29 protein-coding genes are annotated in these 26,110 nt (G+C 66.7%); 8 read left to right on the top strand and 21 right to left on the bottom strand.

The features are described from left to right. Positions 1–71: 71 nt before the first annotated feature. The 5 genes from E4J89_RS14965 to fabF all read left to right on the top strand — a co-directional run bounded on the left by E4J89_RS14965 (position 72) and on the right by fabF (position 5,269). Positions 72–1,430, top strand: coding sequence for a helix-turn-helix domain-containing protein (locus E4J89_RS14965; RefSeq protein ID WP_240691915.1), 1,359 nt, complete (start codon positions 72–74; stop codon positions 1,428–1,430). A 109-nt stretch (positions 1,431–1,539) separates the two neighbouring features. Continuing rightward, positions 1,540–2,505 (top strand): ACP S-malonyltransferase, encoded by a 966-nt coding sequence (locus E4J89_RS14960; protein ID WP_136786954.1) that lies wholly within the window; start codon positions 1,540–1,542, stop codon positions 2,503–2,505. Further along, positions 2,502–3,569: a beta-ketoacyl-ACP synthase III gene (locus E4J89_RS14955; RefSeq protein WP_136786953.1), complete on the top strand. Its 1,068-nt coding sequence runs from the start codon at positions 2,502–2,504 to the stop codon at positions 3,567–3,569. The genes E4J89_RS14960 and E4J89_RS14955 overlap by 4 nt, the downstream gene beginning before the upstream one ends. A 112-nt stretch (positions 3,570–3,681) precedes the next feature. Then, positions 3,682–3,927: an acyl carrier protein gene (locus tag E4J89_RS14950; protein WP_136786952.1), complete on the top strand. Its 246-nt coding sequence runs from the start codon at positions 3,682–3,684 to the stop codon at positions 3,925–3,927. A gap of 106 nt (positions 3,928–4,033) precedes the next feature. Then, positions 4,034–5,269, top strand: a complete 1,236-nt coding sequence (fabF, locus tag E4J89_RS14945) for a beta-ketoacyl-ACP synthase II (RefSeq protein WP_136786951.1) — start codon at positions 4,034–4,036, stop codon at positions 5,267–5,269. 129 nt (positions 5,270–5,398) lie between these two features. On the opposite strand, the gene E4J89_RS14940 is transcribed toward fabF, so the two are convergent. The 5 genes from E4J89_RS14940 to E4J89_RS14920 form a co-directional block, all read right to left on the bottom strand. After that, complete coding sequence (locus tag E4J89_RS14940; RefSeq protein ID WP_136786950.1) at positions 5,399–5,902, bottom strand: DUF3145 domain-containing protein; 504 nt, start codon at positions 5,900–5,902, stop codon at positions 5,399–5,401. A gap of 190 nt (positions 5,903–6,092) precedes the next feature. Further along, positions 6,093–7,046, bottom strand: coding sequence for a tyrosine recombinase XerC (locus tag E4J89_RS14935; RefSeq protein ID WP_136786949.1), 954 nt, complete (start codon positions 7,044–7,046; stop codon positions 6,093–6,095). A gap of 195 nt (positions 7,047–7,241) precedes the next feature. After that, a complete protein-coding gene (locus E4J89_RS14930) occupies positions 7,242–8,441 on the bottom strand; it encodes a DNA-processing protein DprA (RefSeq protein WP_136786948.1) in 1,200 nt (399 codons plus the stop codon). A 47-nt stretch (positions 8,442–8,488) separates the two neighbouring features. After that, a complete protein-coding gene (locus E4J89_RS14925) occupies positions 8,489–10,030 on the bottom strand; it encodes a YifB family Mg chelatase-like AAA ATPase (RefSeq protein WP_136786947.1) in 1,542 nt (513 codons plus the stop codon). Then, positions 10,030–10,386: a YraN family protein gene (locus E4J89_RS14920; RefSeq protein ID WP_136786946.1), complete on the bottom strand. Its 357-nt coding sequence runs from the start codon at positions 10,384–10,386 to the stop codon at positions 10,030–10,032. Before E4J89_RS14920 ends, E4J89_RS14925 begins: the two co-directional genes overlap by 1 nt. A 170-nt stretch (positions 10,387–10,556) precedes the next feature. On the opposite strand from E4J89_RS14920, the gene E4J89_RS14915 reads away from it, so the two are divergent. Then, complete coding sequence (locus tag E4J89_RS14915; protein WP_169304019.1) at positions 10,557–11,444, top strand: CPBP family glutamic-type intramembrane protease; 888 nt, start codon at positions 10,557–10,559, stop codon at positions 11,442–11,444. 15 nt (positions 11,445–11,459) lie between these two features. On the opposite strand, the gene E4J89_RS14910 is transcribed toward E4J89_RS14915, so the two are convergent. From E4J89_RS14910 to E4J89_RS14860, 11 genes are all read right to left on the bottom strand, one after another. Next, the gene (locus E4J89_RS14910) at positions 11,460–11,783 is read right to left on the bottom strand and encodes a DUF2469 domain-containing protein (protein WP_136786944.1); all 324 of its coding nucleotides are present in this window, start codon (positions 11,781–11,783) and stop codon (positions 11,460–11,462) included. A 33-nt stretch (positions 11,784–11,816) separates the two neighbouring features. Continuing rightward, positions 11,817–12,515, bottom strand: coding sequence for a ribonuclease HII (locus E4J89_RS14905; RefSeq protein WP_136786943.1), 699 nt, complete (start codon positions 12,513–12,515; stop codon positions 11,817–11,819). Beyond that, positions 12,512–13,345, bottom strand: a complete 834-nt coding sequence (gene lepB / locus E4J89_RS14900; protein WP_136786942.1) for a signal peptidase I — start codon at positions 13,343–13,345, stop codon at positions 12,512–12,514. The genes E4J89_RS14905 and lepB (E4J89_RS14900) overlap by 4 nt, the downstream gene beginning before the upstream one ends. An 11-nt stretch (positions 13,346–13,356) precedes the next feature. Then, entirely contained in the window at positions 13,357–14,064 is a 708-nt protein-coding gene (lepB, locus tag E4J89_RS14895; protein WP_240691922.1) for a signal peptidase I, read from the bottom strand. Positions 14,065–14,105: 41 nt separating this feature from the next. Beyond that, entirely contained in the window at positions 14,106–14,462 is a 357-nt protein-coding gene (gene rplS, locus E4J89_RS14890; RefSeq protein WP_136786941.1) for a 50S ribosomal protein L19, read from the bottom strand. Positions 14,463–14,786: 324 nt separating this feature from the next. Then, positions 14,787–15,779: a tRNA (guanosine(37)-N1)-methyltransferase TrmD gene (trmD, locus tag E4J89_RS14885; RefSeq protein WP_136786940.1), complete on the bottom strand. Its 993-nt coding sequence runs from the start codon at positions 15,777–15,779 to the stop codon at positions 14,787–14,789. Further along, entirely contained in the window at positions 15,780–16,328 is a 549-nt protein-coding gene (gene rimM, locus E4J89_RS14880) for a ribosome maturation factor RimM (RefSeq protein ID WP_136786939.1), read from the bottom strand. A 122-nt stretch (positions 16,329–16,450) separates the two neighbouring features. Beyond that, positions 16,451–16,690, bottom strand: a complete 240-nt coding sequence (locus tag E4J89_RS14875) for an RNA-binding protein (RefSeq protein ID WP_136786938.1) — start codon at positions 16,688–16,690, stop codon at positions 16,451–16,453. After that, positions 16,690–17,115: a 30S ribosomal protein S16 gene (gene rpsP, locus E4J89_RS14870; protein WP_136786937.1), complete on the bottom strand. Its 426-nt coding sequence runs from the start codon at positions 17,113–17,115 to the stop codon at positions 16,690–16,692. The genes E4J89_RS14875 and rpsP overlap by 1 nt, the downstream gene beginning before the upstream one ends. Positions 17,116–17,460: 345 nt before the next feature. Next, on the bottom strand, positions 17,461–17,946 hold the full coding sequence (locus tag E4J89_RS14865; RefSeq protein WP_136786936.1) for a hypothetical protein: 486 nt from the start codon (positions 17,944–17,946) through the stop codon (positions 17,461–17,463). 67 nt (positions 17,947–18,013) lie between these two features. Beyond that, complete coding sequence (locus E4J89_RS14860; RefSeq protein WP_136786935.1) at positions 18,014–18,901, bottom strand: VOC family protein; 888 nt, start codon at positions 18,899–18,901, stop codon at positions 18,014–18,016. A gap of 177 nt (positions 18,902–19,078) precedes the next feature. Here E4J89_RS14860 and E4J89_RS14855 point away from each other — a divergent pair, with 177 nt between their 5' ends. Then, complete coding sequence (locus E4J89_RS14855) at positions 19,079–19,510, top strand: YkvA family protein (protein WP_136786934.1); 432 nt, start codon at positions 19,079–19,081, stop codon at positions 19,508–19,510. Here the strand turns inward: E4J89_RS14855 and E4J89_RS14850 are convergent. The 4 genes from E4J89_RS14850 to ffh form a co-directional block, all read right to left on the bottom strand. Further along, positions 19,492–20,733, bottom strand: coding sequence for a hypothetical protein (locus E4J89_RS14850; protein ID WP_136786933.1), 1,242 nt, complete (start codon positions 20,731–20,733; stop codon positions 19,492–19,494). The genes E4J89_RS14855 and E4J89_RS14850 overlap by 19 nt on opposite strands. Positions 20,734–20,794: 61 nt before the next feature. Continuing rightward, the gene (locus E4J89_RS14845; RefSeq protein ID WP_136786932.1) at positions 20,795–21,505 is read right to left on the bottom strand and encodes an alpha/beta hydrolase; all 711 of its coding nucleotides are present in this window, start codon (positions 21,503–21,505) and stop codon (positions 20,795–20,797) included. 10 nt (positions 21,506–21,515) lie between these two features. Then, positions 21,516–22,073, bottom strand: a complete 558-nt coding sequence (locus E4J89_RS14840) for an NUDIX domain-containing protein (protein ID WP_136786931.1) — start codon at positions 22,071–22,073, stop codon at positions 21,516–21,518. Positions 22,074–22,240: 167 nt separating this feature from the next. Continuing rightward, positions 22,241–23,827 (bottom strand): signal recognition particle protein, encoded by a 1,587-nt coding sequence (gene ffh / locus E4J89_RS14835; RefSeq protein WP_136786930.1) that lies wholly within the window; start codon positions 23,825–23,827, stop codon positions 22,241–22,243. A 351-nt stretch (positions 23,828–24,178) separates the two neighbouring features. Here ffh and E4J89_RS14830 point away from each other — a divergent pair, with 351 nt between their 5' ends. Beyond that, positions 24,179–25,597 (top strand): glucose-6-phosphate dehydrogenase, encoded by a 1,419-nt coding sequence (locus E4J89_RS14830; RefSeq protein WP_136787012.1) that lies wholly within the window; start codon positions 24,179–24,181, stop codon positions 25,595–25,597. A 219-nt stretch (positions 25,598–25,816) separates the two neighbouring features. On the opposite strand, the gene E4J89_RS19430 is transcribed toward E4J89_RS14830, so the two are convergent. Further along, positions 25,817–26,110 (bottom strand): hypothetical protein (locus tag E4J89_RS19430; protein ID WP_169304018.1); only part of this gene is annotated, 294 nt, incomplete at its 5' end.

The raw sequence follows: 26,110 nt of genomic DNA, 5'->3' as shown, positions 1-26,110 counted from the left end.
CCGCCTGTTTTAGTAGGAACCACACAAAAGGACGAATGGAGCTTGCACCGGCGAGTGCGTATGCTCATTGCATGCCCCAAGCCCGGACCGAGACCGTCAAAGCTGCCGCGCAGCCGGCCCAGCAGCAGACCTCGGCGGCTGCGGCTGCGGCTCAGCAGACCCCTGAAGATGCCGTTAACGCTGAGCCGACGACGGCACCAGCACCCGTCCGCCGCCGCGCCGGCGCGGGACGGAAGGCCGATCGCGCGGCCACCGGCAACCCGGAGACCCTGGAGCGGCTGCGGTCCAAAATCGGTGCCTTGGCCACGGCCACGCTAAAGCGGCTGGACTCGGACCTGCCGTGGTACCGCGGGCTGCGGCCGGACGAACGGTCCGCCCTGGGCCTGGTGGCGCAGAAGGGCATCGCGTCCTTTGTCACCTGGTACGAACGCCCCACCTCCCCCGCCTGGGTGATGAACGATGTGTTCGGCACCGCCCCCACCGAGCTCACCCGCTCCATCAGCCTGCAGCGCGCCCTGCAGCTGATCCGGGTAGTGGTTGAAGCGGTGGAGGACGAAGTCCCGGACCTGGCTGGCGGCAGCGACGAAGCCCAGCTGCGCGAAGCCGTGCTGCGCTACTCGCGCGAAGTGGCGTTCGCCGCAGCCGACGTTTATGCCCGCGCGGCCGAGACCCGCGGTTCCTGGGACACCCGGCTTGAGGCACTGGTGGTGGATGCGATCCTGCGCGGCGAAAGCTCCGACGCGCTGCGCTCCCGCATTGCCGCCGTCGGCTGGAAGACCACCGGCCCGATCACGGTGATGGTGGGCGGCTCGCCCGGCGAACCGGGCCCCAGCTTCGTGACCGAGCTGCGCCGCGCCAGCTCCCGCTACGCCGCCGACACGCTGGTGGGCATCCAGGGCGACCGGCTGATCCTGGTGCTGGGCGGCGTGACGGACCAGGACACCGCGTTCGTCCGCCTGGCCGACCTCTTCGGCCCCGGTCCCGTGGTCTACGGCCCCGAGGCCCGCTCGCTGGTGGACGCCAGCAGTTCGGCGCAGGCCGCGTTCGCCGGGCTCAGCGCCGCGAAGGCCTGGCCGGCGGCGCCGCGGCCGGTGGCGGCCAACGATCTGTGGCCGGAACGGGTGATGTCCGGCGACGATATTGCCCGGCGGGACCTATACAAGTACATCTACGTTCCGCTGGTCAACGCCGGCAACGGGCTGGTCGAGACGCTCTCCAGCTACCTGTCCTTGGGGCATTCGCTGGAGGCCACGGCGCGCGAACTGTTTGTCCACGCCAACACGGTGCGCTACCGGCTGCGCCGGGTCTGCGACGTGACCGGCTGGGATCCGCTGCTGCCGCGCGAGGCCTTCGTGCTCCAGACCGCGCTCGGCGTGGGCCGCCTGATTGCTCCACCCCGGAGCCCCAAGGACCGCGCGCCCAGCCGGTAATAGCCTGCGGCAATCGGCACTACCTTGTAGACTTCCTACAAAGCGGTCCGGCGAGCTTCGTGTGCCGAAACACCGTGGAAACCATCTCCTCTTTGGAAAGCTTGAATACGTGCTTGCAATAGTCTGCCCCGGCCAGGGCTCCCAGACGCCCGGATTCCTCAGCCCGTGGCTCGAGGTCCCCGGCGTGGCCGAACACCTCGGGCTGCTCAGCGATATCGCGCAGCTGGACCTGCTCTCCCACGGCACCGTCTCCGATGAGGAGACCATCAAGGACACCGCCGTCGCCCAGCCGCTGATCGTCGCCGCAGGTCTGCTGGCCGCCCGCGCGCTCACGGCGGACGAGGCACTGGACCTCTCCACCGTCGTCGCGGGCCATTCGGTGGGGGAAATCACCGCCTCCGCCGTCTCTGGCGCGCTGACCGAGAACGACGCCATGAACTTTGTGCGCGAGCGGGCCAACGCGATGGCCCGTGCCGCTGCGCAGACTCCGACCGGTATGAGTGCAGTGCTCGGCGGCGACCCGGACGAAGTGCTTGCCGCTATCGAGGCCGCGGGCCTGACCCCGGCCAACGCCAACGGCGGCGGCCAGACGGTTGCCGCCGGAACCTTGGAGCAGCTGCAGGCGTTCGCCGCGAACCCGCCCGCCAAGGCGCGGGTTATCCCGCTGAAGGTGGCCGGCGCTTTCCACACCGAACACATGGCCCCCGCGGTGAGCGCCCTGGAAAACCTGCGCCCGCAGCTGAAGCCGGCCATGCCGTCGCTGACCCTGCTCTCCAATTACGACGGCGAACCGGTTGTCGGCGGCGAGGAGAACCTGGACAGCCTGATCGCCCAGGTCTCGCGCCCGGTGCGCTGGGACAAGTGCATGGAGAAGATGCTGTCCGTCGGCATCACCGGGCTGCTGGAGCTGCCGCCGGCTGGGACCCTGACCGGACTGGCCAAACGCGGCATGAAGGGCGTGGCCACCATGTCGCTGAAGTCCCCGGACGATCTGGACGCAGCCAAAGCCTTCATCGCCGAACACACCGAACAGACCCCCGTCCTGAACAGCATGTCTGGAGAATCCGAGAAGTGAGCACCCCCGTCATCCAGCAGACCCCGCTCCGCGACTTCTCTCGCGTGCTGGGAATCGGCGCCTACCGTCCCGACATCATCGTGACCAACGACGACGTCTGTCAGTGGATCGATTCCTCCGACGAATGGATCCGCCAGCGGACCGGCATCGTCACCCGCCACCGGGCCGGTGCCAACACCTCGGTGCTGGACATGGCCGAAGGCGCTGCCAAGGAAGCGATGGCGCAGGCCGGCATCACCGGCGACCAACTCGGAGCCGTGATCGTCTCCACCGTGTCGCACCCGTACGCCACGCCGTCCGCCGCCGCAGCCCTCGCCGACCGAGTGGGCGCCACGCCGGCCCCGGCCTTTGACATCTCCGCCGCCTGCGCCGGCTACTGCTACGGCATTGCCCAGGCCGACGCCCTGGTTCGCTCCGGCACCGCGGACTATGTGCTGGTGGTCGGAGCGGAGAAGCTCTCCGACGTCATCGACAACACCGAGCGGACCATCTCCTTCCTGCTCGGCGACGGCGCCGGCGCCGTCGTCGTGGGCCCGTCGGACACTCCGGGCATCAGCAAGCCGGTGTGGGGTTCGGACGGCAGCAAGTGGGACACGATCAGCATGACCCACTCGCTCAATGATGTGCGCGAGCTCTCGCTGGCCGCCGAGGCCGCCGGCTCGCTGTCCGCCATCTCCGACAGCTATGACCCGAAGGACGCCAAGATCTGGCCCACACTGCGCCAGGACGGGCCGTCCGTTTTCCGCTGGGCCGTATGGGAAATGGCCAAGGTGGCCAAGCAGGCGCTGGCCGCCGCCGGCCTGCAGCCCGAAGACCTCGCCGCCTTCGTCCCGCACCAGGCAAACATGCGCATCATCGACGAAATGGTCAAGCAGCTGAAGCTGCCCGAGAGCGTGGTCGTCGCCCGCGACATCGCCGACGCCGGCAATACCTCGGCAGCCTCAATCCCGCTGGCAACACACCGGCTGCTGCAGGAGAACCCCTCACTTTCCGGCGGACTGGCACTGCAGATCGGCTTCGGCGCCGGCCTGGTCTTCGGCGCCCAGGTCATCGTCCTGCCGTAGACTGCCTTGCGGTAGTCGGGCCTCCCCCTACATTCCCACCAGAACCAGGCCGCACAACGCGGTTTGAAACCCCGTCCGGACACCGTCCGGCAGCACAAGAAAAGGAGCCACCATGGCTAGCAACGAAGAAATCCTGGCCGGTCTGGCCGAGATCGTCAACGAAGAGACCGGCCTGGCCCCGGAGGCTGTCGAGCTGGACAAGTCCTTCACCGATGACCTGGACATCGACTCCATCTCGATGATGACCATCGTGGTCAACGCCGAGGAGAAGTTCGGCGTGCGCATCCCGGACGAAGAGGTCAAGAACCTCAAGACCGTCGGCGACGCCGTCAACTTCATCGTCAACGCCCAGGCTTAGTTCCGCGTTGCCCGGGCCTGCCCGGGACTCGGCGGCCGGCGGGTGACCTCCCAGTCCGGCCGCCGCACCAGATTTATCGCCCAATCACTATTGAGAGACTGAATCAATGGCACGCAAAGTAGTCATCACCGGCCTCGGCGCCACCACCCCGATTGGCGGCGACGTCCCCACGATGTGGCGGAATGCCCTCAAGGGCGTTTCCGGGGCCCATACCCTCGAAGATGATTGGGTGGCCAAGTACGAGCTGCCGGTGACGTTCGCCGCCAAGGCCAGCAACCGTCCCGACGAGGTCCTGACCCGGGTCGAAGCCAAGCGGATGGACCCCTCCACGCAGTTCGCCGTCGTCGCGTCGCGCGAAGCCTGGAAGGATTCCGGCATCGAAGACGTAGACCACGACCGGCTGGCCGTGGCCTTCGCTACCGGCATCGGCGGCGTGTGGACGCTGCTGGATGCCTGGGACACGCTGCGTGACCGCGGTCCGCGCCGCGTGCTGCCGATGACCGTTCCGATGCTGATGCCTAACGGCCCTGCTGCCGCAGTCAGCATGGACCTGGGCGCCCGCGCCGGCGCGCACACCCCGGTTTCCGCCTGCGCTTCTGGCACCGAGGCCATGTCCATGGGCATCGAACTGATCCGCTCCGGCAAGGCCGACGTGGTGATGACCGGCGGCGCCGAAGCCGCGATCCACCCGATGCCGATTGCCGCCTTCAGCGCCATGCAGGCGCTGTCCAAGCGTAACGACGACCCGGAGCGTGCTTCGCGCCCATACGACATGGACCGCGACGGCTTTGTCATGGGCGAAGGCGCCGGTGCGCTGGTGCTGGAGGCCGAAGAGCATGCACTGGCCCGTGGCGCCCGGATCTACGCCGAACTTGCCGGCTCCGGCGTCACCGCCGACGCCTACCACATCACGGCACCGGATCCCGAGGGACTGGGCGCCACGCGCGCGCTGAAGGCTGCGCTCTTCGATGCCCGGGCTCAGGCAACCGACGTGGTGCACGTCAATGCCCACGCGACGTCCACCCCGGTGGGCGACAAGCCGGAGTACACCGCGCTGAAGGCAGCGCTGGGCGACCATGTTTCCAACGTCGCCGTCTCCGCGACCAAGTCGCAGACCGGCCACCTGCTCGGAGCCTCGGGTGCCGTGGAGTCCGTGATGACGGTGATGGCCGTCTACGAACGCCGCGCACCGGTGACCATCAACCTGGACAACCAGGACCCGGAGATCCCGCTGGACGTGGTCACCACCGCCCGCGACCTGCCGCAGGGCGACATCATTGCGCTGAACAACTCCTTCGGCTTCGGCGGACACAACGCCGTCGTGGTGTTCCGCAACGTCTGATCGAAAAGTCTGATCGAAAAGTCTGATTGAGTACTGCCCGCCCGCGGGCAGCACGAAAGGGAGGGCGGCCGGTGTTGACCGGCCGCCCTCCCTTTGACGTTGCTGGAGGAGGGTTGGGGAAGCTGGCGGTTAGCCGACTTGGTGCAGCCAGCGCACGGGGGCGCCTTCGGCTGCGTGGCGGAACGGCTCGAGCTCTTCGTCCCAGGCCTCGCCCAGGGCGAGGGACAGTTCGTGATAGACAGCAGCGGGATCGCCGGCACCGGCCTCGTAGGCGTAGCGGATGCGGTCTTCGCTCACCATGACGTTGCCGTGGACATCGGTCATCGCGTGGAAGATCCCGAGTTCAGGGGTGTGCGACCAGCGGCCGCCGTCGACGCCGGCGCTTGGTTCTTCGGCCACTTCATAGCGAAGGTGCGCCCAGCCGCGCAGCGCAGATGCCAGCATGGCACCGGTCCCCTGCGGGCCGACCCACGACAGCTCGGCCCGGTACATTCCGGGCGCGGCAGGCTGAGCGGTCCACTCAAGATCCGTTCGCTTATCCACGACGGATCCGACGGCCCACTCGATATGAGGGCACAATGCCGAAGGTGCTGAATGCACAAACAGCACGCCACGAGTCATCACAACAGACATCCCATCCTCCATTTGCTGTAGGTACGTCTTCCCCAACGACCTTCAGCCTTGAGACAGATGGAACTTGTCAGTACTGCTGTTTCCGACGCTTTCGATCCTCATTGTGCCGTACAGCAGCGAATTGCGCCAGTGTAACTACCAATGTGCCATTGCGTGTCGCGGATTTAGCCGCTCAGTGGCGGTTTACACGCTAAGCCCGCGGGTGCGCCTGCTGGTAGCTTTGCCGCAACCGGTCCACCGAGACGTGGGTGTAGAGCTGCGTGGTCGCCAGCGTGCTGTGTCCCAGAATCTCCTGCACGGCACGCAAGTCCGCTCCCCCATCCAGCAGATGGGTGGCGGCGCTGTGCCGCAGCGCGTGCGGTCCAGTCGCAGACGTGTCTCCCAGCAGTGCGAAGAGCCGGGCCGCTACGGAGCGCACTTGGCGCGGGTCAACCCGCTTGCCGCGTTGGCCCAAGAACGCGGCGGGTCCGCTCTCGGCACCTGCGAGTTTGGGTCGTCCGCGGCGCAGCCAGTCATCCATGGCGACGGCGGCCGGCAGCCCGAACGGTACGGTGCGCTCTTTGTTTCCCTTGCCCAGCACCCGGATGGTCCGCCGTTCGTTGTCCACCTCATCAATATCCAGGCCCGCCAATTCGCTGACGCGGATGCCGGTGGCGTAGAGCAGTTCGATCATCGCCCGGTCGCGCAGCGGCAGCGGCTGTCCGTCCGCTGCTTCCGCCGCGAGGGTACGGAACAGTTCGTCCACTTGGGCCGGCCGCAGCACGGTCGGCAGTGAGCTGTTCCGTTTGGGTGCTTTCAACCGCAGCGAAGGGTCCGTGGGAATGAGTTCCTCACGCAAGGCCCAGGCCATGAAGCTGCGGGCGGTTGCGGTGCGCCGAGCCAACGTGGATCTGGCCATCCCCCCGCTGTTCATGGCACCGAGCCACGCACGCAAAGTCCCGAGCGAAATGTCCGTCAGCTTTGCGGCTCCGGTCTCCGCGGAATAGCCGAGCAGGTGCCTGACATCGGTCAGATAGGCGCGGACGGTGTGCTCGGAACGGGCACGTTCAGCGCTCAGGTAACGGGCGAAGCCGTCCAGAGCCGCATCAAAAGCCTCCGGGAGTGGGTCTGTGCCCTGCACTTCGGGGTTATCTGCAGAGCTCATCCCTTCACTTTGCTGGCCGGGGCAGATGAACTCAAGCAGGCGCACGGGCGAATTCCGATCTTTCTGTCCCGTCCTGCCTCGGTGCCTGTCGCACCCCTACTCGGAAGCCTGTCTTGTCCCCATGGCCTGGCTTGCTCCGCTCCGTGTCGGACGCCCTGTCTTGCCCGTTGGACTCTCAATTCCCTTCTCCGGCCCTCAGCTCCTCCTCCCCCGCCGCCAGCCGCCGGCATCCTGTACGGCGAGCCCAGCGGCCTCCAAGCGGCCGAGGCCGGCCAGCACCGTGCGTACCGGGATCCCGGCGACCGTGGCGAGTTTGTCCACGGTGCTTCCGCGGCGAACCGGCAGGGCGTCCAGCAGCAGCAAGTCGTCCACGCCGAGACCGTCGTGGTCTGCCAACTTCTCCTGGGTTCCTGACTCTAGGACGCTTCCAACGGGGCCAGCGAGTTCGGCTGCCTCGGCTGCGTCGGTAATGGCCGTTGCGCTGCCGTCGCGCAGCAACCGGTGCGTCCCCGCAGAGTTGGCGCTGTACACGGATCCAGGCACTGCGCCGACTCCCCGTCCAAGGCCCGCGGCGTGGTGCGCCGTGTTGAGAGCGCCGGAGCGCCAGCGCGCTTCCACAACAATGGTGGCCGCTGCCAACGCTGCTATGAGCCGGTTTCTCTGCAGAAATCTCCACCGGGTTGGCGCGGCCCCAGGTGGCACCTCGGCCAGCAGAATGCCCCGACTGGCGATCGCCCGGAGCAGTTCCTCGTTACCTGCCGGGTAGTACCGGTCGAGGCCCCCGGCCATGACCGCCATGGTCGAGACATGTTCCATCTCCGACGCGAGGGCGGATCGATGAGCTTGAGCGTCAATTCCATAGGCGCCACCGGAGATCACGCAATAGCCCCGCTGCACCAGGCCGCTGCTGATGTCGCCCGTTACCTGGTTGCCGTAGTTGGTGCTGTCCCGGGAGCCGACAACGGCGACCGTCGCGTCGACAGCCGGAATGCCGTCGGTGAACCTGCCCCGTGCCCAGAGGCAGAGCGGTTCTCCCAGCCCGAGATCGGCCAAACCAGGTGGCCAGACGGCATCTCCAGGTATGAGCAGAGCGCCGCCGAGCCGACCCATGACAGCGAGGTCTCGTTCCGGCGCCAAGTCCTTGACCCGCGGTGCCCATCGTTCCAAGGCGTCGGACAAGGGCTGCGCGATGCCCGTTGAGGCCTGCCGGTCCAAGGTCCTGAGCAGCTCAGCCTGCAGCCCGTGCCCGGCGCTCAGCTGCCCCGTGGCGATGCGCAGGGCGTCGAACGGCCCGGCAACGGCAACCAGTGCCAGGCCAATCCAGTCGGACGGCTCCATCAGCCGGGACAGCGACGCGCGCGCCAGGCGCTCGTCATCGGAGGGCAGTCGCGTCATTCTGGTCATCTCCTCGTAGCTGGCTGGCGCTGATGGGGGCAACATGCTCAGGCCGCCTTGACCTGCTGGCGGAAGGTCAGCGCGGTACTGACGGCGTCTCGGTCCGGTCGGTCCAAGCCGGCCAGGTCCGCAAGCGTCCAAGCCACGCGCAGGACCCGGGTGTAGCCGCGTCCGGTCAGCACCGCGCTCTCCATGGCACGGTCCAGATCCTGGGTGACAGCTTGCGGCGGCCGCAGCTTGCCGGTGAGCAGTTCGCCGCTGATTTCCGAGTTCAGGCTGATCCCCCATGGACGCAGCCGCTCCTGCTGGGCTGTCCGGGCGGCAGCGACGCGAGCGGCGACGGCGGCGCTCGCTTCCCGGCTGCTGCCGGAGGCCAACATTCCCACCGTCAGCCGCTGCAAGGTCAGTTGCAGGTCGATGCGGTCGGTCAATGGATTGGAGAGCTTGCCGAAGTAGCGGCGCTTCTGGTCGGGCGTACAGGTGCAGTCCAGCCCCTTGCCGCCGGAAAGCCCGCATGGACAGGGATTCGCAGCCATCACCAGTTGGAAGCGTGCGGGATAGGCGGCCGTTCCGGCGGCGCGGTGCACCACCAGCTTTCCGCTTTCCAGCGGCTGGCGCAGCGCATCGAGGACCTGGCGGTCGTACTCCGGCGCCTCGTCCATGAAGAGCACACCCCGGTGGGCCCTTGACGCGGCGCCCGGACGGGGCAGCCCGGAACCGCCGCCGATGATCGAGACGGCGGTGGCTGTGTGGTGCGGGCTCTCGTAGGGCGGGCGCCGAATCAGGGCGGTGAGCGGCGCCGCCGGGGCGCTCAGGGAGTGGATAGCCGTGACCTCCATGGCGTGATGGTCAGGGAGATCGGGCAGGATGCCGGGCAGCCTTTCTGCCAGCATGGTCTTTCCAGCGCCGGGCGGTCCGACCAGCAGCAGGTGGTGGCCACCCGCTGCGGCCACTTCCAGCGCCATCCGGGCTTCGTGCTGGCCCGCCACATCGGCCAGATCCGGCGCCGGACCGGCCGGGGTAGGAGCAGCGGGTTGAGGCTCCAGTTGAGGTCCCGCTGCGGGGAGGTTGAGCCGGTCAAGATCCGCTCCGAATGCCAGGAGCACCTCGGACAGCGTCTCGAAGCTGCGTACGTCTGCGCCCGGCACCAAGGCTGCCTCGTCGGCGTTGGCGGCGGCGACGGCTACCTGCGGATACCCCGCATCAACCGCCGCCATGACGGCGGGCAGGACGCCGCTCACCGGACGGAGCCGCCCGTCCAGCCCGAGCTCGGCCAGGAAGACCGTACGGCCGGCGGGGCGGATGTCACCCGCTGCTTGCAGGGCGGCCAGCACGATGGCCAAATCGAAGCCGGACCCCTTTTTCGGCAGCGAGGCCGGGACGAGGTTCACGGTGATCTTGCGCCGGCTGAGCGGGACACCGGCGTTTTTCGCCGCGGCCTTGATCCGTTCTTTCGCCTCGGACAGGGATGCGTCCGGCAACCCCAGGAGAACGAAAGCCGGCAGGGTTTGGCCAATGTCCGCTTCGACCTCCACCATGTGGCCGTTCAACCCCACCAGGGCTACGGAGAACGTCCGCCCCAGGCCCATCAGCCGACGTCCTTCAGGTACTCGATCACCGGCCAGCGGGCCTGTCCGTAGAGCACTGCGACGGCATCCACGCGCATGGTTGTGCCGGCCATGCCGTGGTCCCGCAGCCATTGGTGTCCCAAGGACCGGAGCCGCCGGACCTTGGCACCGGTGATGGCCTCGAACGGGTGGCCGTAATCGGTGCTGCGGCGCGTCTTCACCTCGGAGACCACGATGGACGCCCCGTCCACGGTGATGAGATCCAGTTCCCCGTCCGGGCTGCGCCAATTCCGGTCGATCACCCGTTGACCGGCGCCCGCCAAAAACGCTGCCGCCATCTCCTCGCCGCGCCGCCCGAGTTCATCCTTCGCTCTCATGCCCTCAAGCTTGGTCGGCTGCACCATTCGAGAGCAGAATGAAGGCCCGAATGTGGACACCCGCATGCGGAGAGAGCCTGTGCAGGATAAGTCAGGAAGGCGCTGAAGGATCTCCCGGTCCGTCCGTTCCGCATTGCGGTGGGAGGCGGACGATGGCAGGATCGCTTGCAATGTCCCCGCCATTTCCTGCTCCTGCACGCACCGCGCTGCCGGTGCCCTTGCTGCGGGCTGCCGTTGCCGTGCTGGTGATGGCAGTTGCGCTGGCTACTGCCGGGCTGCTGACGGCATGGCTGGGCGGTGGCAGGAGCGTTGTCGACAGGCTGCTCCCGGCGGCGTTGGTTTCGGTCGTGGTGGTGCCGGCCATCCTGGTGCTTCGCCTGCGGTGGGACAGAAGTCGTTTGTCTGGGATCGGGCTCACCGACCTTCGGACCAGTGTGAATTCCCTGCTGCTGGGCGCCGGCGTCGTTTCTGGCTGCGGCGCTGTTATCGTCGCTGCAGTGTCCCTGACCGGGGGCATAAGCTGGACCGGTTTCGATCCATTGGAGTTCATGACGTTCTTGGCGGTCAACACGGCGATCGCCCTGCTGCTGGAAGCGCTGCCCGAAGAATTGTCCATCCGCGGCTACGCCCTCACGGCACTGCGGTCGCGCTGCTCCCGTGGCGTCGCAGCACTGCTGGCCACTGCGGCGTTTTTGGCGCTCCCGCCGATTGCCCTGGGGTTGCAGGCCCTGCTGAGCGGGCTCACCGGCTCCGCACCGCTCCCCTCACTCGCGCCCGCCGGAGAGGAACCGTTGACCTACTACGCCATGCTGGCCGGCTTCAGCATGCTGCTGATCTTCGCCCGCGAAGCCACGGTCTCGGCAAGTATCTGGACCTGCATCGGCGCACATCTGGCATTCCTGACCGTCAACCGGATCCTGTTGGGGGCGGGCGCGACGGGTGTGGAATTGGAGGTGGCCGGCCCGGCGCTTGCCGTGACCCTACCGCTGTACCTTTGCACCGCCGTCGTTGCATTCAGCCTGCTGCGGGAACGCGCGGACCGCCGGCGTGCCCAGTAGTTCAGCAGCTTAGCGTCAGCCGCCGAGGCCGTCCTTGGGCAGGGTGAGGTCGTCGTTCTTGGTCAGTTCCTCCACGTTGACGTCCTTGAACGTGATCACGCGGACGGACTTCACAAAGCGGGCGGAGCGGTAGACGTCCCAGACCCAGGCGTCCTGCAGGGTCAGGTCGAAGTAGACCTCGCCGTCGGCCGAGCGGGCCTGCACATCAACGTGGTTGGCCAGGTAGAAGCGGCGCTCCGTCTCCACGACGTAGCTAAACAAGCCGGCGACATCGCGGTACTCCCGGTAGAGCTGCAACTCCATATCGGTTTCATAGTTCTCAAGGTCTTCGGCGCTCATGTATCCATCCTGCCCCAGATTGACTGGCGGTGTTTAGTTAGCGATATCGACCGCGGGCATCAGCGGCTGCTCCGGGGTGAGCCGCCAGCTGCGGCGGTGCAGGTCGGACGGGCCGATGCCCTGCAGGGCGGCACGGTGTGCGGGGGTGGCGTAGCCCTTGTTGATCTCCCAGGCGTACTCCGGGTAGTCCGCCGCGTAGCCGGTCATCAGGGCGTCGCGCTCAACCTTGGCGAGCACACTGGCAGCGGCCACGCTGAGGCACTGCAGGTCCGCCTTGATCCGTGTCAGGACCGGGGCGTCGCAGCCCGGGTGGGCGGCGTCGTCGAACAATGACGGCTCCCCGGCGGAGAGCCAGTCGTGGTTGCCGTCCAGAATGACGATGTCCGGGCGGGCGGTGGTCAGAACCTGGCCCCAGGCGCGGGCTCCGGCGAGCCGCATCGCCGCCATCAGGCCCAGCGCGTCGATTTCCGCTGCACTGGCGTGGCCCACGCCGTAGGCCAGTGCCCATTTCTGGATCTTGGGTACCAAGGCCACCCGGTCGGCCGGGGTGAGCAGCTTGCTGTCGCGCACGCCGCGGATCTGTTTGACCGCGGTCGCGTCGATGGCCACCATCCCTACACTGACCGGGCCGGCAAGGGCCCCGCGGCCTACTTCGTCCGCGCCGGCGACTAAACGGTGTCCGGCCTCGACGAACGAACGCTCAAAACGCAGCGTGGGGGCTTTGGTAGTCACTGGGACTCGTTCTGACGGGCGAGGGCGGGCGGCTCGGTGCCGGTCGCCGAGGAAGGTGCCGGCACGCCGTCGAACACTTCCGGATAGTTGCCCAGGAAGCCCAGCCGGTCCAGCGGCCAAGCGATGACGCTGGCCTTACCCTCGACGGATTCCACGTCCACGAAGCCCTTCGAGGCTTCGTCCTGGTGCTCGCGCGAGTCCGCGGAATGGTTCCGGTTGTCGCCCATGACCCAGATTTTACCCTCGGGCACGGTCACGTCGAAGGGGATCCGCGTGTTGTCCGAGCCCGGAGCCAGATACGGTTCTTCGTTCAGTGGCACGCCGTTGACGGAGATCCGGCCATCGGCGTCGCAGCAGATCACATGGTCTCCGCCCAGGCCGATGACGCGCTTGACCAAGTGCTGCTGGGATGCGTCGGGCATTAGGCCAACGAAGGTGAGGAACTGCTGGAACCAGTTGCCGGCGCCGTGCGAACCATTGGGCGGCAGCCAACCGAGGTCGTCCTGGAAAACCACCACGTCGCCGCGGGTGAGCGCAAACGGCTGCGGCACCAACAGGTTGACGAAAATACGGTCGTCCACCTCGAGCGTGTCCTCCATTGAGGTGGACGGTATGAAGAAGGCACGGAAGAGGAACGTCTTGATCAGGAAAGAAAGGACGACGGCGACCGCGACGATCGTGGCGATCTCCTTCAGCCACGACAACAGGGAGTTCCGTCCGGTGTTCTTGCGTTCGCGGTTCTTGCGGTCGCGGTTGCTGCGGTCGCGCTTCTGCGGCCCGGAGGCGTCCGGCTGGTATCCGCCAGTGTCCTTCGGGTCGTCCTGGTCCATGCTCACTATCCTCAATTCTCCGCGGGCTGATCCGCCGGCTGGGAACCCAACTGTATCCGGTCCAACCCGGCCGCCCGGTCCAGCGGCCAGATGATGTTTGTTGGCCGGCCGATGACCCGCTCAATTGGAACCATACCCCCGCCGGGCGCACCCAGGAGTGCGCGGGAATCGGCCGAGGCGGAGCGATGGTCTCCCATCAACCACAATCTATCTTTGGGCACCTGGACGGAGAACTCCATATCGCTGGGCGCGTCGCCCTCGAAGATGTAGTCCTCCTGCACCGGTTCGCCGTTGACCTGCAGGCGGCCGTCCGGGCCGCAGCATTTGACGGTGTCGCCCGGCAGGCCGATGACGCGCTTGACGTAGATGGTGTCGCTGCCGGCAACGCCCAGCCACTGGCCGGCCTGTTGCAGGAGGTCCACAAACGGGGAGTTGCCGCTGTTGAAGGGAGCGAACGAACCGCGGCCGTCGAAGACCACCAGGTCACCGCGCCGGATCTCGCCGAAATGGTAGTCGGTGCGCGAGACCAGCACGCGGTCGCCGGTCTCCAGCAGCGGCTCCATGGAACCCGAGGGGATGTAATACACGTCCACCAGCGTGGCCCGCACGATCGCGCTGAGCACCACCGCACAGACCACGATGGCCAACACAAAACGCCAGCCCGGAAGTCCGGACCGGCGTCTTGGCGGTTCCCCGGACGCGTCCGGGGAACCAGAGATTTGCTGCACTGCCTAAGTCAAGAAGCTGCTGGTGGGCAGCTTTACTTGGCAGAGCCGAAGTCGCGCTTCTCCTTGATGCGGGCAGCCTTGCCGTGGCGCTTGCGCATGTAGTACAGCTTGGCGCGGCGAACGTCACCCTTGGTCACGACCTCGATGTGGTCGATGATCGGGGAATGTACCGGGAAGGTACGCTCCACGCCCACGCCGAAGGAAACCTTGCGGACGGTGAAGGTCTCGCGGACACCATGGCCCTGGCGGCCCATCACGTAACCCTGGAAAACCTGGATACGGGCGGTCTTGCCTTCGATGATGTTCACGTGCACCTTGACGGTATCGCCGGCGCGGAACTCGGGAACGTCGCGCAGGGATGCTGCGTCGACAGAGTCGAGGATATGCATTTCTCACTCCTGGTGAACGCCACAGGTCATTCACTTTGGTTACGGCGCGGCGGTCAGGTGAGTAGCCTGCAACAGTCGCTGCCGAAATTCAAGAACCGGCCCGTCCGGGAATCGGCGGCCGGCGAGTCCGGCTGTTGGCAGCGCTCCCCCTGTGGCAGGATCGCGCCCAGCGGACACAATCCTCTATTTTGCCACATAGGTTTATTTTCCCTAAATGGAGCAATTTGTACCCGTATAGGTTCTATAGACCCAGATAGGTCATATCACTCCGATGGCTCGGCCGAAGCTCTAGTTCCGCCGGGCTCTGAGCTCAGGACTAGTTGATCAGGGAGTGTGCCGAATCGCTTCGGCGGCAGCCCCTGACTCCGGCGCAGCCGGCAGGACCCGCGTGGCCGTGATGGTGTAGCCGAGCGAGTTGAGGGTGGCGCGATCGGCCTTGTCCAGCGTCTCCGGGTCCAGCGCCAGAATCAGATCGGGGCGGCGTTCGGCGGTGCGGCGCAGTTGTTCGTCGCGGCGGTGCCGGGCGATCTTGGCGTGGTTGCCGCTGAGCAGCACCTCCGGAATTCCGCGTCCGCGCCAGTCCGACGGCTTGGTGTAGACGGGGTATTCCAGCAGCCCATCCGAGTGCGACTCTTCCACCAGGGATTCGGGATTGCCGACGACGCCGGGCACCAGCCGACCCACGGCTTCCACCATCGCCAGCACGGCCACCTCTCCCCCGTTGAGCACATAGTCGCCGAGGCTGACCGGCCGCACGCGGAAGTGCTCATCGGCCCACTCGAGCACACGCTCGTCGATGCCCTCGTACCGGCCACAGGCGAAGACCAGGTGCTCCTCGAGGGCGAGTTCGTAGGCAAGAGCCTGGTTGAATACCTCACCGGCGGGTGAAGGGACGATCAGGATGGGGCGGGCCGCGGCGGGCTGCGCAGGCTCCTTCTGGGTCTCCGCGCGTTCGCTGGCGCTCACTTGGTCGACCACCGGGGAATCGGGCACGGCGGGGGTCTCCACGCGTTCGCTGGCGCTCACTTGGTCGACCACCGGTGTGGCGCTCACTTGGTCGACCACCGGGGAGTCGTCGACCACCGGGGAGTCTGTGACTAGCGATTCCAGGGCCTGGGCCCAGGGCTCGGGCTTCATCACCATGCCGGCGCCGCCGCCGTACGGGGTGTCGTCCACGGTGCGGTGTCGGTCGGTGGTGAAGTCCCGCAGGTCATGCACCTTCAGCTGCAGAAGGCCGTCCTGCCGGGCCTTGCCGATCAGGGACAGGTCCAGCGCGGCGAGATACTCCGGGAAAATACTGACGACGTCGATGCGCACCTAGCGCTCCCCCTCGCCGTCGTCGGGGGTTTCCTGCGCGCCCGGTGCGTTCAACTCGAACAGCCCGGCCGGCGGCGTGAGCCGGACGAAACCGGCTTCCACATCAACCTCCGGCACGATGGCCTCGACGAAGGGCACCAGGACTTCCTCGCCGTCGAGGTTTTCCACCACCAACAGGTCCTGGGCGGGCATGGTGTTCAGGCCGGACACCTTGCCAACGACCTCGTCCCCGATGCGCACATCGAGGCCGACCAGTTCGTGTTCATACCAGGCATCGTCGTCGTCCTCGACGTCGTCGGTGTCGATGAAGAGCTTGGCGCCGCGGAGTTCTTCGGCACCGTTACGGTCCGCGACTTCGTGGAAGCCCAGCAGCAGAATGTCCTTGTTCCAGCGGGCGCTGCGGACGGTCAGCGGTCCCAGCCGCGCCGGCTCCACGGTCAGCTCGACGTCGGGCACGAAGCGATCGGCCGGAGCATCGGTCAGCACCTGGACGGTGACCTCCCCGCGAATGCCGTGCGGTTTGCCGATCCGGGCAACTTGTAGCTGCATGCAGACTCCTTGGAAAAACGTCCGTCGGGTGAAAAACGTCCGGCCCCTGGACCATTAGCTGGTACAGGGGCCGGAGGTGTGGATTTGGTGCCTGGCGTGAAGCCGGGCAGCGCCGATCCGGATCAGCGTCGGCGGTCGGTATCCACCACGTCGACGCGGACCTGCTCATCGGCCAGGGCGTTCACCACGGTGCGCAGTGCGCGGGCGGTGCGGCCCTGGCGGCCGATGACGCGGCCCAGATCCTCCGGGTGAACACGCACCTCGATGATGTCACCGCGGCGGCTGTTCTTCTGCGTGACCTTGACGTCCTCGGGACTGTCAACGATCCCGCGGACCAGATGATCGAGCGCTTCAGCCAGCATTACTCAGCCTTTTCGGCTTCGTCAGCAGCTTCCTCGGCCGGAGCCTCGGCAGCTTCTTCCTTCTTGGCCTTCGGGGTGATGGCCTCGGGGATGATCACGGAGTCCTTTTCGGGAGCCACGAAGGCTTCCTTGGCTTCCTTGGTCTTGAGAGTGCCTTCCTGGCCCTCAATACCCTTGAACTTCTGCCAATCGCCGGTGATCTTGAGCAGGACTGCAGCCTGTTCGGTCGGCTGGGCGCCGACACCGAGCCAGTACTGGGCGCGCTCGGAGTTGATCTCGATGAACGAGGGCTCTTCGGTCGGGTGGTACTGCCCGATCTCTTCGATGGCACGGCCGTCGCGCTTGGCGCGGGAATCCATGACAACGACGCGGTAGTGGGCAGAGAACTTCTTACCGAAGCGCTTAAGGCGAATCTTTACGGCCACTGTTGTGGTCACTCCTGGTTCTGAAAATGGGCGAACCCGTATGTCTGCTCCCGTGGGGCGGGCCATGGTTGGGGTTCAAAGGACAAGATGCATACACGGAGAGAGGGGCCGCGCAGATCGAGTACCTGACTATTGTGCCAGATAGGAACCAATCCGCGCGACTCGTCGGCGATGGGCGGGTTGCGGCGGGGTCTCCACGCGTTCGCTGGCGCTCACTTGGTCGACCACCGGGTGCGGGCTGGCGCTCGCTTGGTCGACCACCGAGGGTCGAGTGGGGCTCACTTGGTCGACCACCGAGGGTCCAGTGGGGCTCACTTGGTCGGCTACCGCTGTCCCTGGTGGTGTTTAGGCTTCGGCGGTGCTGGACCAGATGTAAAGCTGCTGGCGTTCGGTCTGCTCGACCTGCGACGCCAGCTGCGCGATCCGACGTACATGGTCCTCGGCGATGTCGCCACTGAACGGCATGTCCTCTTCGGCAGCCCACAGCGAGGCGACCTCCGGGATCAAGGAGGCACCGGCGTCGTCGGTGTGGGTCAGCAGCTCAGCCAGCGACTGGACCATGCCATCCGGGGCCACCATCAGGTAGTCGCTGGAGACGTCGGCCATGTCCAGCGCCTCGCCGCCGGCGGCGCCGACAGCCTTGGCAGCCAGACCACCGAGGATTTCGATCTCCAGGTCGGTCACTCCGTTGAGCCGGAGGCTGGGGGCATCCCCGACCGCGGCCATGGGCCCGTCGGTTTCGCCGCGGGATTCGACGCTGGCCTCAAGTTCTGCGGCGCGCTTGACGGCGGCGTCATGGGTGGCAACGAAGATTTCGGTGGTTCCGGACATGTGCAAGCCCTTCCGCGGCTAGACCGATGGTTCTCGTTCAGCCTAGCCGCATCGGGCGGATTTCCACCTAGCCGACGGCGATGCGCAGCTGGTTGCGCCACGGGTCCTCGAAGCGCAATTCGGCACCGGTGTGGTGGTGCGAGACGCCGGCGCTGGTCAGCCGCTCGGCCAAAGCGCCCACCTCGTCGTCGGTCGGAACGTGGATCAGCACTTCGCCCAGGCCAAGGGTGTCCTTGCGCGGGCCTGCGCCGCGGCTGTTCCAGACGTTCATGGCCATGTGGTGGTGGTAGCCGCCGGCGGCAACGAACAGCGCCTGGCCGTGCCAGCCGGCGGTGCGCTCGAAGCCGAGGGTCTTCACATAGAACTCTTCGGCGGTGTGGGTGTCGCCGACCTGCAGGTGCACGTGGCCGATATCCGCGCCGGACTGGCGCTGGTTGGCGAGCGACTCCTCGGTCAGGTGGCTCTGCAGGTAGGTTTGCGGGTTCAGGGCCAGGCTGTCCATGTGGACCTCCTTGCCTTCCGCGGTCTGGTTCCACGACCACTGATCGCGCGGGCGGTCCCAGTAGAGCTCAATGCCGTTGCCCTCCGGGTCGGTGAAGTAGAACGCCTCGCTGACCAGGTGGTCGGCACTGCCCGTGAACCGGGACGGGTCGGTCTGCGCCGCGGTGGCCACGGTGGCGGCCAGGTCCGACTGGTTCTCGAACAGGAAGGCGGTGTGGAACAGGCCGGCTTCGCCGCGGGACGGCAACTGCAACCCGTTGGCCGGAGCCAGGTGGAGCAGCGGCGTGGTGCCGCGGCCCAGGAAGACCCCGCCGAGCCCCTCGGAGACGGGATCCAGCCCCAGCGCCTGCTGGTAGTAGTTGGTCATGTTCTTCATGTCCCCCACCTTGAGCATCACGGTGCCCATGCTGAGGTCGGCGGAGAGCAGGTCCTGGGGGCTTACTTGAAAGTTCATGTAAATAGAATACTTGAACCTTCACGTTTATTCCAGTCCCCTGACCTAGGGGTTCAGAAATGGGCCTAGGACTCAGAGTCTGACTATCGCCGCCCCGCAGCCGATCGCGCCGGTGCACCGGCCGGTACGCTGATCCTGAAGGGTCGCTACAAGTCCAATACGAGTCAGGATGCCGCGATGCAATGGTGGGAACCGGTCCTCGCCGTGGTCGGCGGATTGGTGCTCCTTTACGTCCTGATGCTCCTGGCCCTCTGGGGTTACGCGAGGCGCCATCCGGATACCGTTGGCATGCGGGATGCGATGCGCCTGTTGCCCGATCTGCTCCGCCTGTTGCGCCGGCTGGCGGCCGATCCGGAACTTCACGTCCGGACGCGGTTGCTTCCGCTGCTGCTGCTGATTTATCTGGCCTCGCCCATCGACTTGGTTCCGGATTTCGTCCCGGTCCTTGGCTACGCCGACGACGTTCTGGTGGCCGCCTGGCTCCTGCGCGCGATGGTCCGGTCGGCTGGACTGGAACCGCTGCGCCGACATTGGCCCGGCACGGAGGCCGGACTCAACGCGGTGGAACGGCTGGCCGGCGTCTCCGGGAATCAGCGGCGTCGCCGGTAAGCCAGATAGCCGCCCAACGCAACGTCCCCGGCGGCCTGCAACACCAGCCCCAGCGCACCGGCGCGCAGCAATCGGGCGCTGGCCGGACGGCGTGCCGCGGCCCGGAACAGCAGCGCGGCCCCGGCGGTCGCCGCAGCGGCACTGCCAGCCAGCATTCCGGGGCGTGCGACGACGGCGCGCTGCCAGGCAGCGAGGGGCCCTCTCCCTTCGGCGGGGGTGCTGGCCAGTTCGAGCAGTGCCTTGCCGATTGACTGCACCGGCAGGGTCTCCATCCCGGGGACCCGGTCGGGCTGCAGTGTTCCTTCAGCCAGCCGTGCGGCCACCGGAGGCAGTTCCAGGAGTTGGCCGGCGCGGGCCAGGATCCCCGGTTCGTCCGGCGATGCCATGAGTTCCTGGAGTCCTTCGACGGCGCCCGGTTCCAGACCGAGGACGTCGCCGAGCCGCCGCGGATCGGGGCCTTCGGGATGCACAATCCGGCCGAGCAACCGCAGCGCCTCGGCGTCGGCGCGCGATGCCGAGGGGAACGGCTTGGCCGGCCCCTCCCAGGCATGCCAAAAGCTGGTATCCGGATCGCGCCGGGTGCCGGGCAGCCAGGCTTCGACCGCGCGGAAACCGTCCAAGTCCATCAGCGCCACGATGGGTTTGGCGGAGGCCGGCCAGTTGTAGAGGCCCGGCGCCGCGTCGCCGTGAATCAAAACGAGGCGCTGGCCGGGCGCAAGACCCTCCGCATTTCCTTCAGAGGAGCCGAGGAGGTGGACCTCCACGCCATTGAGGGCACCGAACATCATCAGATCCTCGCGCCGGAACTTACCCACCAGGACGGTGCGCAGCTCGGCGGCGTCCGGTGCTGCAAGCTCCTCGGCGTCGTCGGGTTCCGGCACGACATCCAATTCCAGCGCAGCTTCCGGCGCGGGCGCCTCGTATTCGACGCCGTCAATCTCCACAGCTGCCCCCAAGTCGGCGGACAATCCGCGGACCAGCGCCGCGACATCAGGGCCGGGCACCGCCTTTCCCGCGGCATCCAATACTGCGGCACGCTGCTCCGGATTCACGGCCAGCAACACGGACACCACACTGTCGCCGGGCTGCGGGACCCCGCCGGCGTAAGCGCCGAGCAGCGACCGGTTGGAGAGTTGCTGCTGCAGCGCTGCCACACCTGCCTCGTCCAGCGGCCACGGCCACCACAGTTGTCCGGACGCCGGTTCCCAACCTGTTTGGTTCATAGCTCAACGCTAGCAACCTCTGCTCAGTCCGGCGGCACAGCGACGGGCAGAAAACCTCGGTTCAGTCGGGCAGCGGCTTGCGGGCCAGGAAGGCCTCTAGGAGTGCTTGGCCTTGCTCGGAATCCTGCGGCCGGTGATGCCCGCCGGCGTGGCGGTGGATGGCGCCGGTGCCGGCCAGGTAGTGGGCCACTTCCTCATACAGCGGCTCCCAACCTCCGGTGACCACGAGCGTGGGCAGACCCGGGACAATATGCAGCGGTGCGTTCCATGGCGGCGCCTGTAGTCGGGCCCGTTTTGCCTGTGCCCGGTCGGCCGCAGTGGCCAGCGGCAGCGCTTCCGCTCCGACCACCAGCCGGACGAACTCACGCTGGTACTCCTCATCGGTCAATTCACGGCGGGCAGCGAACAGCGGCTCCAGGCGTTGCCGGTAGGCCTGCGTGGCGGGCAAGTCAGCAGTCAGCGACAAACACGCCGGCTCGAACAGCGTCAGCGAAAGCACCTTGTCCGGATGTTCCACGGCGGCCATCATCGCGGCGACGGCGCCCTGTGCGTGCGCCACGACGTGCGCACCGGGACCGAGATGGCCGCCAACGATCCGGGCGTCTTCGTCGAAGTCGGTAGGCAGCGGGTCCGCCTGCAGGTCAAAGCCGTGGCGTCGGAGGAACAGGCAGTCGTACCGCCCGGCCAGCCGGTGCTGGTGCGGCCAGGCCGCGGCGCCGAAGCTGTCGGTGCCGTGGACAAAGACCACCCGCTCTCCGCTGCCAACTGCCATGGGAGAAATACTAGACGCCGGACCCGACAGTTCCTTTGGAGCCAGCGGCCGGCTCGGGTTCCCAGACGTGCGGTGCAAGTTCACGTTCCGGCACGCGCGACTGCGCGGTCTGCAGCACCTGCCCGTTGCGCAGTTCCGCCACGGTGAGCAGCTCGTGGGCGCGCAGTCCGGCTGCCAACTGGGCGGACTGTGCGCCGTCCAGGACCGCCGCAGCCTGTTCGACCGGGAGGAAGACGGCCTGTCCCCCGGCACCCGCGGCGAGTTCACCGCCGTCGTACGTTCCGCCGTCGTACACAAAGGTAATGGCTTCGGCGGCAGCGGCAGCCACGGGCTGGTAGTCGAGCGCCAGAATGCGCCCGGGCGGCACCGGGAGCGAGGATTCGGCCAGCACGCGGGCCGCGGCGGACCGCGGATCTTCGCCCGGCCGGACGGCTGCAGCCGGCAAAGCGGGGCCGTCGGGACCGTTCAGCAGCACCACGGAACCGCCGACGCTGCGTACGATGACCACGACGGCGCCCTGCCGCCGTCCGGCCGGGCGGTCCACTCCGGTGTGTGCCTGCTCTGCCACAAAACTCCTTCGCTGCGCTGCCTCGCCGGTGGGCCGATGACCCGCGTCGTCTTGACCGTCGTCTTGCCGAAACGATTCAGCAACCCAGCCTACCTTCCCTCTTTACGGCAGATGCCCCGCCGGACTCACCGACGGGGCATTCGCACTGCATGTGGAGCCTGGGCAGGCTACTTGCCGAGGAACTTATCAAAGCCCTTGGGCAGGTTCAGCGCGGACGGATCGAATTCCTGTCCGTCCTGCGGGGCGCCGAAGGCACTTCCGGCCGGAACCGATGCCTTGTTCTTGCGCCGCTCCTCGGCCTCGCGCAGTTCCTGCGCGGCCTTGGCCGGGTTGCCGGAGCGGGTCTTCTTCTTGCCCTTGGCTGCCTGCTGCTTCTTGCGTGCGCCACCGAAGCCGCCGGGGCCGGCCACGCCGGGCATGCCCGGGATGCCGCCGCCCTGTGCCATCTTCTTCATCATCTTCTGGGCCTGGCCGAAGCGCTCCAGCAGGCCATTGACCTCGGAGACGTGGACGCCGGAACCCTTGGCGATGCGGGCGCGGCGGGAACCGTTGATGATCTTCGGGGCAACCCGTTCGTGCGGCGTCATCGAGCGGACGATCGCCTCCACGCGGTCGATCTCGCGCTCGTCGAAGTTCTCCAGCTGCTGGCGCATGTTGGCGGCGCCGGGCATCATCATGAGCATCTTCTTCATCGAGCCCATTTTGCGGATCTGCTGCATCTGGGCGAGGAAGTCGTCCAGGGTGAAGTCTTCCTGGTCGGCGAACTTCTTCGCCATCCGCTCGGCTTCGCCCTTGTCCCAGGACTTCTCCGCCTGCTCGATCAGGGTGAGGATGTCGCCCATGTCCAGGATGCGGTTGGCCATCCGGTCCGGGTGGAAGATCTCGAAGTCGTCCAGGTTCTCGCCCGTGGAGGCGAACATCACCGGTTTGCCGGTCACCGACGCGACGGAGAGCGCGGCACCGCCGCGGGCATCGCCGTCGAGCTTGGAAAGGACGACGCCGGTGAAGTTGACGCCTTCGTTGAAGGCCTGCGCGGTGTTGACCGCGTCCTGGCCGATCATCGCGTCGATGACGAAGAGGACTTCGTCCGGGTTGATGGCGGCGCGGATGTCCGCGGCCTGCTGCATCATCTCGGCGTCGACGCCCAACCGGCCGGCGGTGTCCACGATGACCACGTCGTACAGTTTCTGCCGCGCTTCGGCGATACCGTCGCGGGCCACGGCCACCGGATCGCCGGTGACGGCGTCGAACTCGGACTGCACGCCCGGGTGCGGGGCAAAGACGGGCACGCCGGCGCGCTGGCCGTTGACCTGAAGCTGCGTCACGGCGTTGGGGCGCTGCAGGTCGGCGGCGACCAGCAACGGGCTGTGGCCCTGCCCCTTGAGCCACTTGGACAGCTTGCCTGCCAGGGTGGTCTTGCCCGCACCCTGCAGACCGGCGAGCATGATCACCGTCGGCGGGTTCTTGGCCAGCTTGATGCGGCGGGTCTCGCCGCCGAGGATGTTGACCAGTTCGTCGTTGACGATCTTGACGACCTGCTGGCCCGGATTCAGCGCACCCGAGACTTCCTCGCCGAGAGCCCGCTCCTTCACATGGGCGGTGAACTCGCGCACCACGGGCACCGCGACGTCGGCATCAAGCAGGGCGCGCCGGATCTCGCGCACGGTGGCATCGACGTCGGCCTCGGACAGACGTCCCTTGCCGCGCAGATTCTTGAAGGTTGAGGTCAACCGGTCAGAGAGTGAATTGAACACGCGCCGTGTCTACTTTCGTCGATCTGGTTCACAATCCCCGGGCCACGCCGGAGTTCAGCTCTTAAGGGTATCAACTGGCGGTGGCCTCAGTCTCGCCGCCGTTAGACTCCGTTCTGCGGACGCCTTCTTCGTATCTTCTTCGGACGGCTTCTGCGGACGCCTTGTTCGGACGCGGGAACGACGCGGGTTTGCCAGAACGTCGTTGCGGCGCCCGTCGCCGGTTCCGTTCCCTCCGCGTCGAGGCACCCGCCGCTACCGTTCCCTCCGCGTCACGGCCGTGGCAAGGTGGGAATCGTGAGCGCTGAACAGACCCAGACCAAGGACGCCTCCTCCCCATACGCCAGCGGGCCGATGCAGATTCAGACGCTGCTCATCCTCGGCGCCTCCGGCGACCTGACCGGGAGGCTGCTGCTGCCGGGGCTGGGCAAGCTGATCGCCCAGGGCAAGACCACCGGGCTGAAGCTGGTGGGCGCCGGCTCCGATGACTGGGACTCCGCTCGATGGCAACAACGCGTCAAGGGCGCCTTCGATCCCTGTGCCGAAGCCGCGAACGACAACGGCCGGCAGCAGTTGCTCGACATCCAGCAAGACACTCAATACCACTCGGTGGATGTGACTGCCGAGGGCGCCCTGGCCAAACTGCTGGCGGAATTGGACGGCCCGGTGGCCGTGTTCTTCGCTTTGCCGCCAGCCGTCAGTCAGAAAGCATGCGAAGTGCTCAAGCCAGAGGATGTGCCGGAGGGGACCCGTCTGGTGCTGGAGAAGCCCTTCGGCACCAGCCTCGAGTCCGCCGAATTGCTGAACAAGATGTTGCTGAAACTGGTGCCGGAGGACCACATCCACAGGGTGGACCATTTCCTGGGCAAGTCGACGGTGTTCAACATCCTGGGCCTGCGCTTTGCCAACCGCCTGTTGGAACCGTTGCTCAGCAATGACCATGTGGCCAGAGTGGAGATTTTCTACGACGAGTCTCTGGCCTTGGAGGGGCGTGCCCGCTACTACGACGGCGCCGGGGCCCTGCGAGACATGATCCAAAGCCATTTATTGCAGGTCATGGCTCTGACTGCATTGAACCCGCCGGCCACACTCAAGGAACGCGATCTGCGCGACCACATCGGCAGCGTGATGCGGGCCGCCAGCGTCGACCCCGATTTCGCCAAAAGCACCCGGCGGGCCCGCTACACCGCAGGCCGCATCGGCGACCGTGACACACCCGACTACACCGCAGAACAGGGCGTGGACCCCTCGCGGAAAACGGAAACCCTTGCCGAAGTCCACATCTCCATCAACAACAGCCGTTGGGCGGGCGTGCCGTTCATCCTGCGCTCGGGCAAGGCGCTGGCCAAGCCGAAGAAGGAAGTCATCATCACCTTTAAGCCGGTCAATCACCTGCCTGCGGGATTCAAGGGCGTCGACTCGCCTACCCGATTGCGGATCGGCCTCGGGCCCGAAACCCTGCAGTTGGAAATTGATGTCAACGGTCCGAGTGACCTCTTCACGCTGGACCGGGCCGTGCTGGAAGCAGATCTGCACGCGGCCGACCTCCTGCCCTACGGCGAAGTCTTGGAGGGCGTGCTGCACGGCGACCCGTTGTTGTCTGTCCGCGGGGACATCGCCGAGGACTGCTGGCGGATTGTCGAACCAGTCTTGGAAGCCTGGGAAAAGGACGTAGTCCCGCTGGAAGAGTACGAGGCCGGCAGCCTTGGTCCGGCCGGCTGGGACACGTCCCGAAGCGACGCCCCGCTCTCCCCTGATACGCAGCACCGCTGATAAGTATCGACACCCGGCGGAGAGTAACCGCCATCGGCATCGAGCCGGATGAATAACGCCAAAGACAGCGCCGGCCTCCGTAGGCACCGCCGCTAGTGGGCAACGCCGCCCAGATAGACCCCGCCGCGGTGGGCAAGTCTCGCCATAGGGATAGCCGCAGTAGGCAACTCCCGGGACAGACTCAGCCGGCCTGCACAGAGCAGATAGCGCCACGCTACGTCAGAATGGCGGCGCTTCGTCCGATGGTTCGTCGTCGTCTCCGTCCGTGGAGGCTGCTGCGGTGGTTGTTCGGGGGTTGGTGGTGTGGGGTTGGTCGTTGGCTGTGGGGTAGGTGATGGCCCAGTTTTCGTCGGGGGTGGTGGTGTGGGTGTGTCCGGAGCGGGTGGTGATGTGAACCGTACTGGGTCTGGTAGAGACTCTTTCCTCACCGGAGAATGAATCATGACCAGCGGAATCAAGTACGAACAGGAATTCAAGGACCGTGCCGTGCGCCTGTATATGGAGCGGCGCGCG

Source organism: Arthrobacter sp. CAU 1506 (assembly GCF_005047635.1).
Taxonomy (GTDB): domain Bacteria; phylum Actinomycetota; class Actinomycetes; order Actinomycetales; family Micrococcaceae; genus Crystallibacter.
Note: the sequence above shows the minus strand (reverse complement) of the source record. Positions and strands in the feature narration are given on the sequence as shown.

Excerpts from the sequence above, each read along its gene's own strand:
- E4J89_RS14920 (WP_136786946.1), bottom strand. The coding sequence starts at position 10,386 with ATGAGAGCGAAGGATGAACTCGGGCGGCGCGGCGAGGAGATGGCGGCA.
- E4J89_RS14950 (WP_136786952.1), top strand. The coding sequence starts at position 3,682 with ATGGCTAGCAACGAAGAAATCCTGGCCGGTCTGGCCGAGATCGTCAAC.
- E4J89_RS14940 (WP_136786950.1), bottom strand. The coding sequence starts at position 5,902 with ATGTCTGTTGTGATGACTCGTGGCGTGCTGTTTGTGCATTCAGCACCT.
- rplS (WP_136786941.1), bottom strand. The coding sequence starts at position 14,462 with ATGCATATCCTCGACTCTGTCGACGCAGCATCCCTGCGCGACGTTCCC.
- E4J89_RS14865 (WP_136786936.1), bottom strand. The coding sequence starts at position 17,946 with ATGTCCGGAACCACCGAAATCTTCGTTGCCACCCATGACGCCGCCGTC.
- E4J89_RS14830 (WP_136787012.1), top strand. The coding sequence starts at position 24,179 with ATGCAGATTCAGACGCTGCTCATCCTCGGCGCCTCCGGCGACCTGACC.
- E4J89_RS14845 (WP_136786932.1), bottom strand. The coding sequence starts at position 21,505 with ATGGCAGTTGGCAGCGGAGAGCGGGTGGTCTTTGTCCACGGCACCGAC.
- E4J89_RS14910 (WP_136786944.1), bottom strand. The coding sequence starts at position 11,783 with ATGAGCGCCGAAGACCTTGAGAACTATGAAACCGATATGGAGTTGCAG.
- E4J89_RS14850 (WP_136786933.1), bottom strand. The coding sequence starts at position 20,733 with ATGAACCAAACAGGTTGGGAACCGGCGTCCGGACAACTGTGGTGGCCG.
- lepB (WP_136786942.1), bottom strand. The coding sequence starts at position 13,345 with ATGGACCAGGACGACCCGAAGGACACTGGCGGATACCAGCCGGACGCC.
- E4J89_RS14855 (WP_136786934.1), top strand. The coding sequence starts at position 19,079 with ATGCAATGGTGGGAACCGGTCCTCGCCGTGGTCGGCGGATTGGTGCTC.
- E4J89_RS14930 (WP_136786948.1), bottom strand. The coding sequence starts at position 8,441 with ATGACGCGACTGCCCTCCGATGACGAGCGCCTGGCGCGCGCGTCGCTG.
- E4J89_RS14925 (WP_136786947.1), bottom strand. The coding sequence starts at position 10,030 with ATGGGCCTGGGGCGGACGTTCTCCGTAGCCCTGGTGGGGTTGAACGGC.
- E4J89_RS14935 (WP_136786949.1), bottom strand. The coding sequence starts at position 7,046 with ATGAGCTCTGCAGATAACCCCGAAGTGCAGGGCACAGACCCACTCCCG.
- rimM (WP_136786939.1), bottom strand. The coding sequence starts at position 16,328 with ATGCAGCTACAAGTTGCCCGGATCGGCAAACCGCACGGCATTCGCGGG.
- fabF (WP_136786951.1), top strand. The coding sequence starts at position 4,034 with ATGGCACGCAAAGTAGTCATCACCGGCCTCGGCGCCACCACCCCGATT.
- E4J89_RS14875 (WP_136786938.1), bottom strand. The coding sequence starts at position 16,690 with ATGCTGGCTGAAGCGCTCGATCATCTGGTCCGCGGGATCGTTGACAGT.
- E4J89_RS14965 (WP_240691915.1), top strand. The coding sequence starts at position 72 with ATGCCCCAAGCCCGGACCGAGACCGTCAAAGCTGCCGCGCAGCCGGCC.
- E4J89_RS14860 (WP_136786935.1), bottom strand. The coding sequence starts at position 18,901 with ATGAACTTTCAAGTAAGCCCCCAGGACCTGCTCTCCGCCGACCTCAGC.
- E4J89_RS14915 (WP_169304019.1), top strand. The coding sequence starts at position 10,557 with ATGTCCCCGCCATTTCCTGCTCCTGCACGCACCGCGCTGCCGGTGCCC.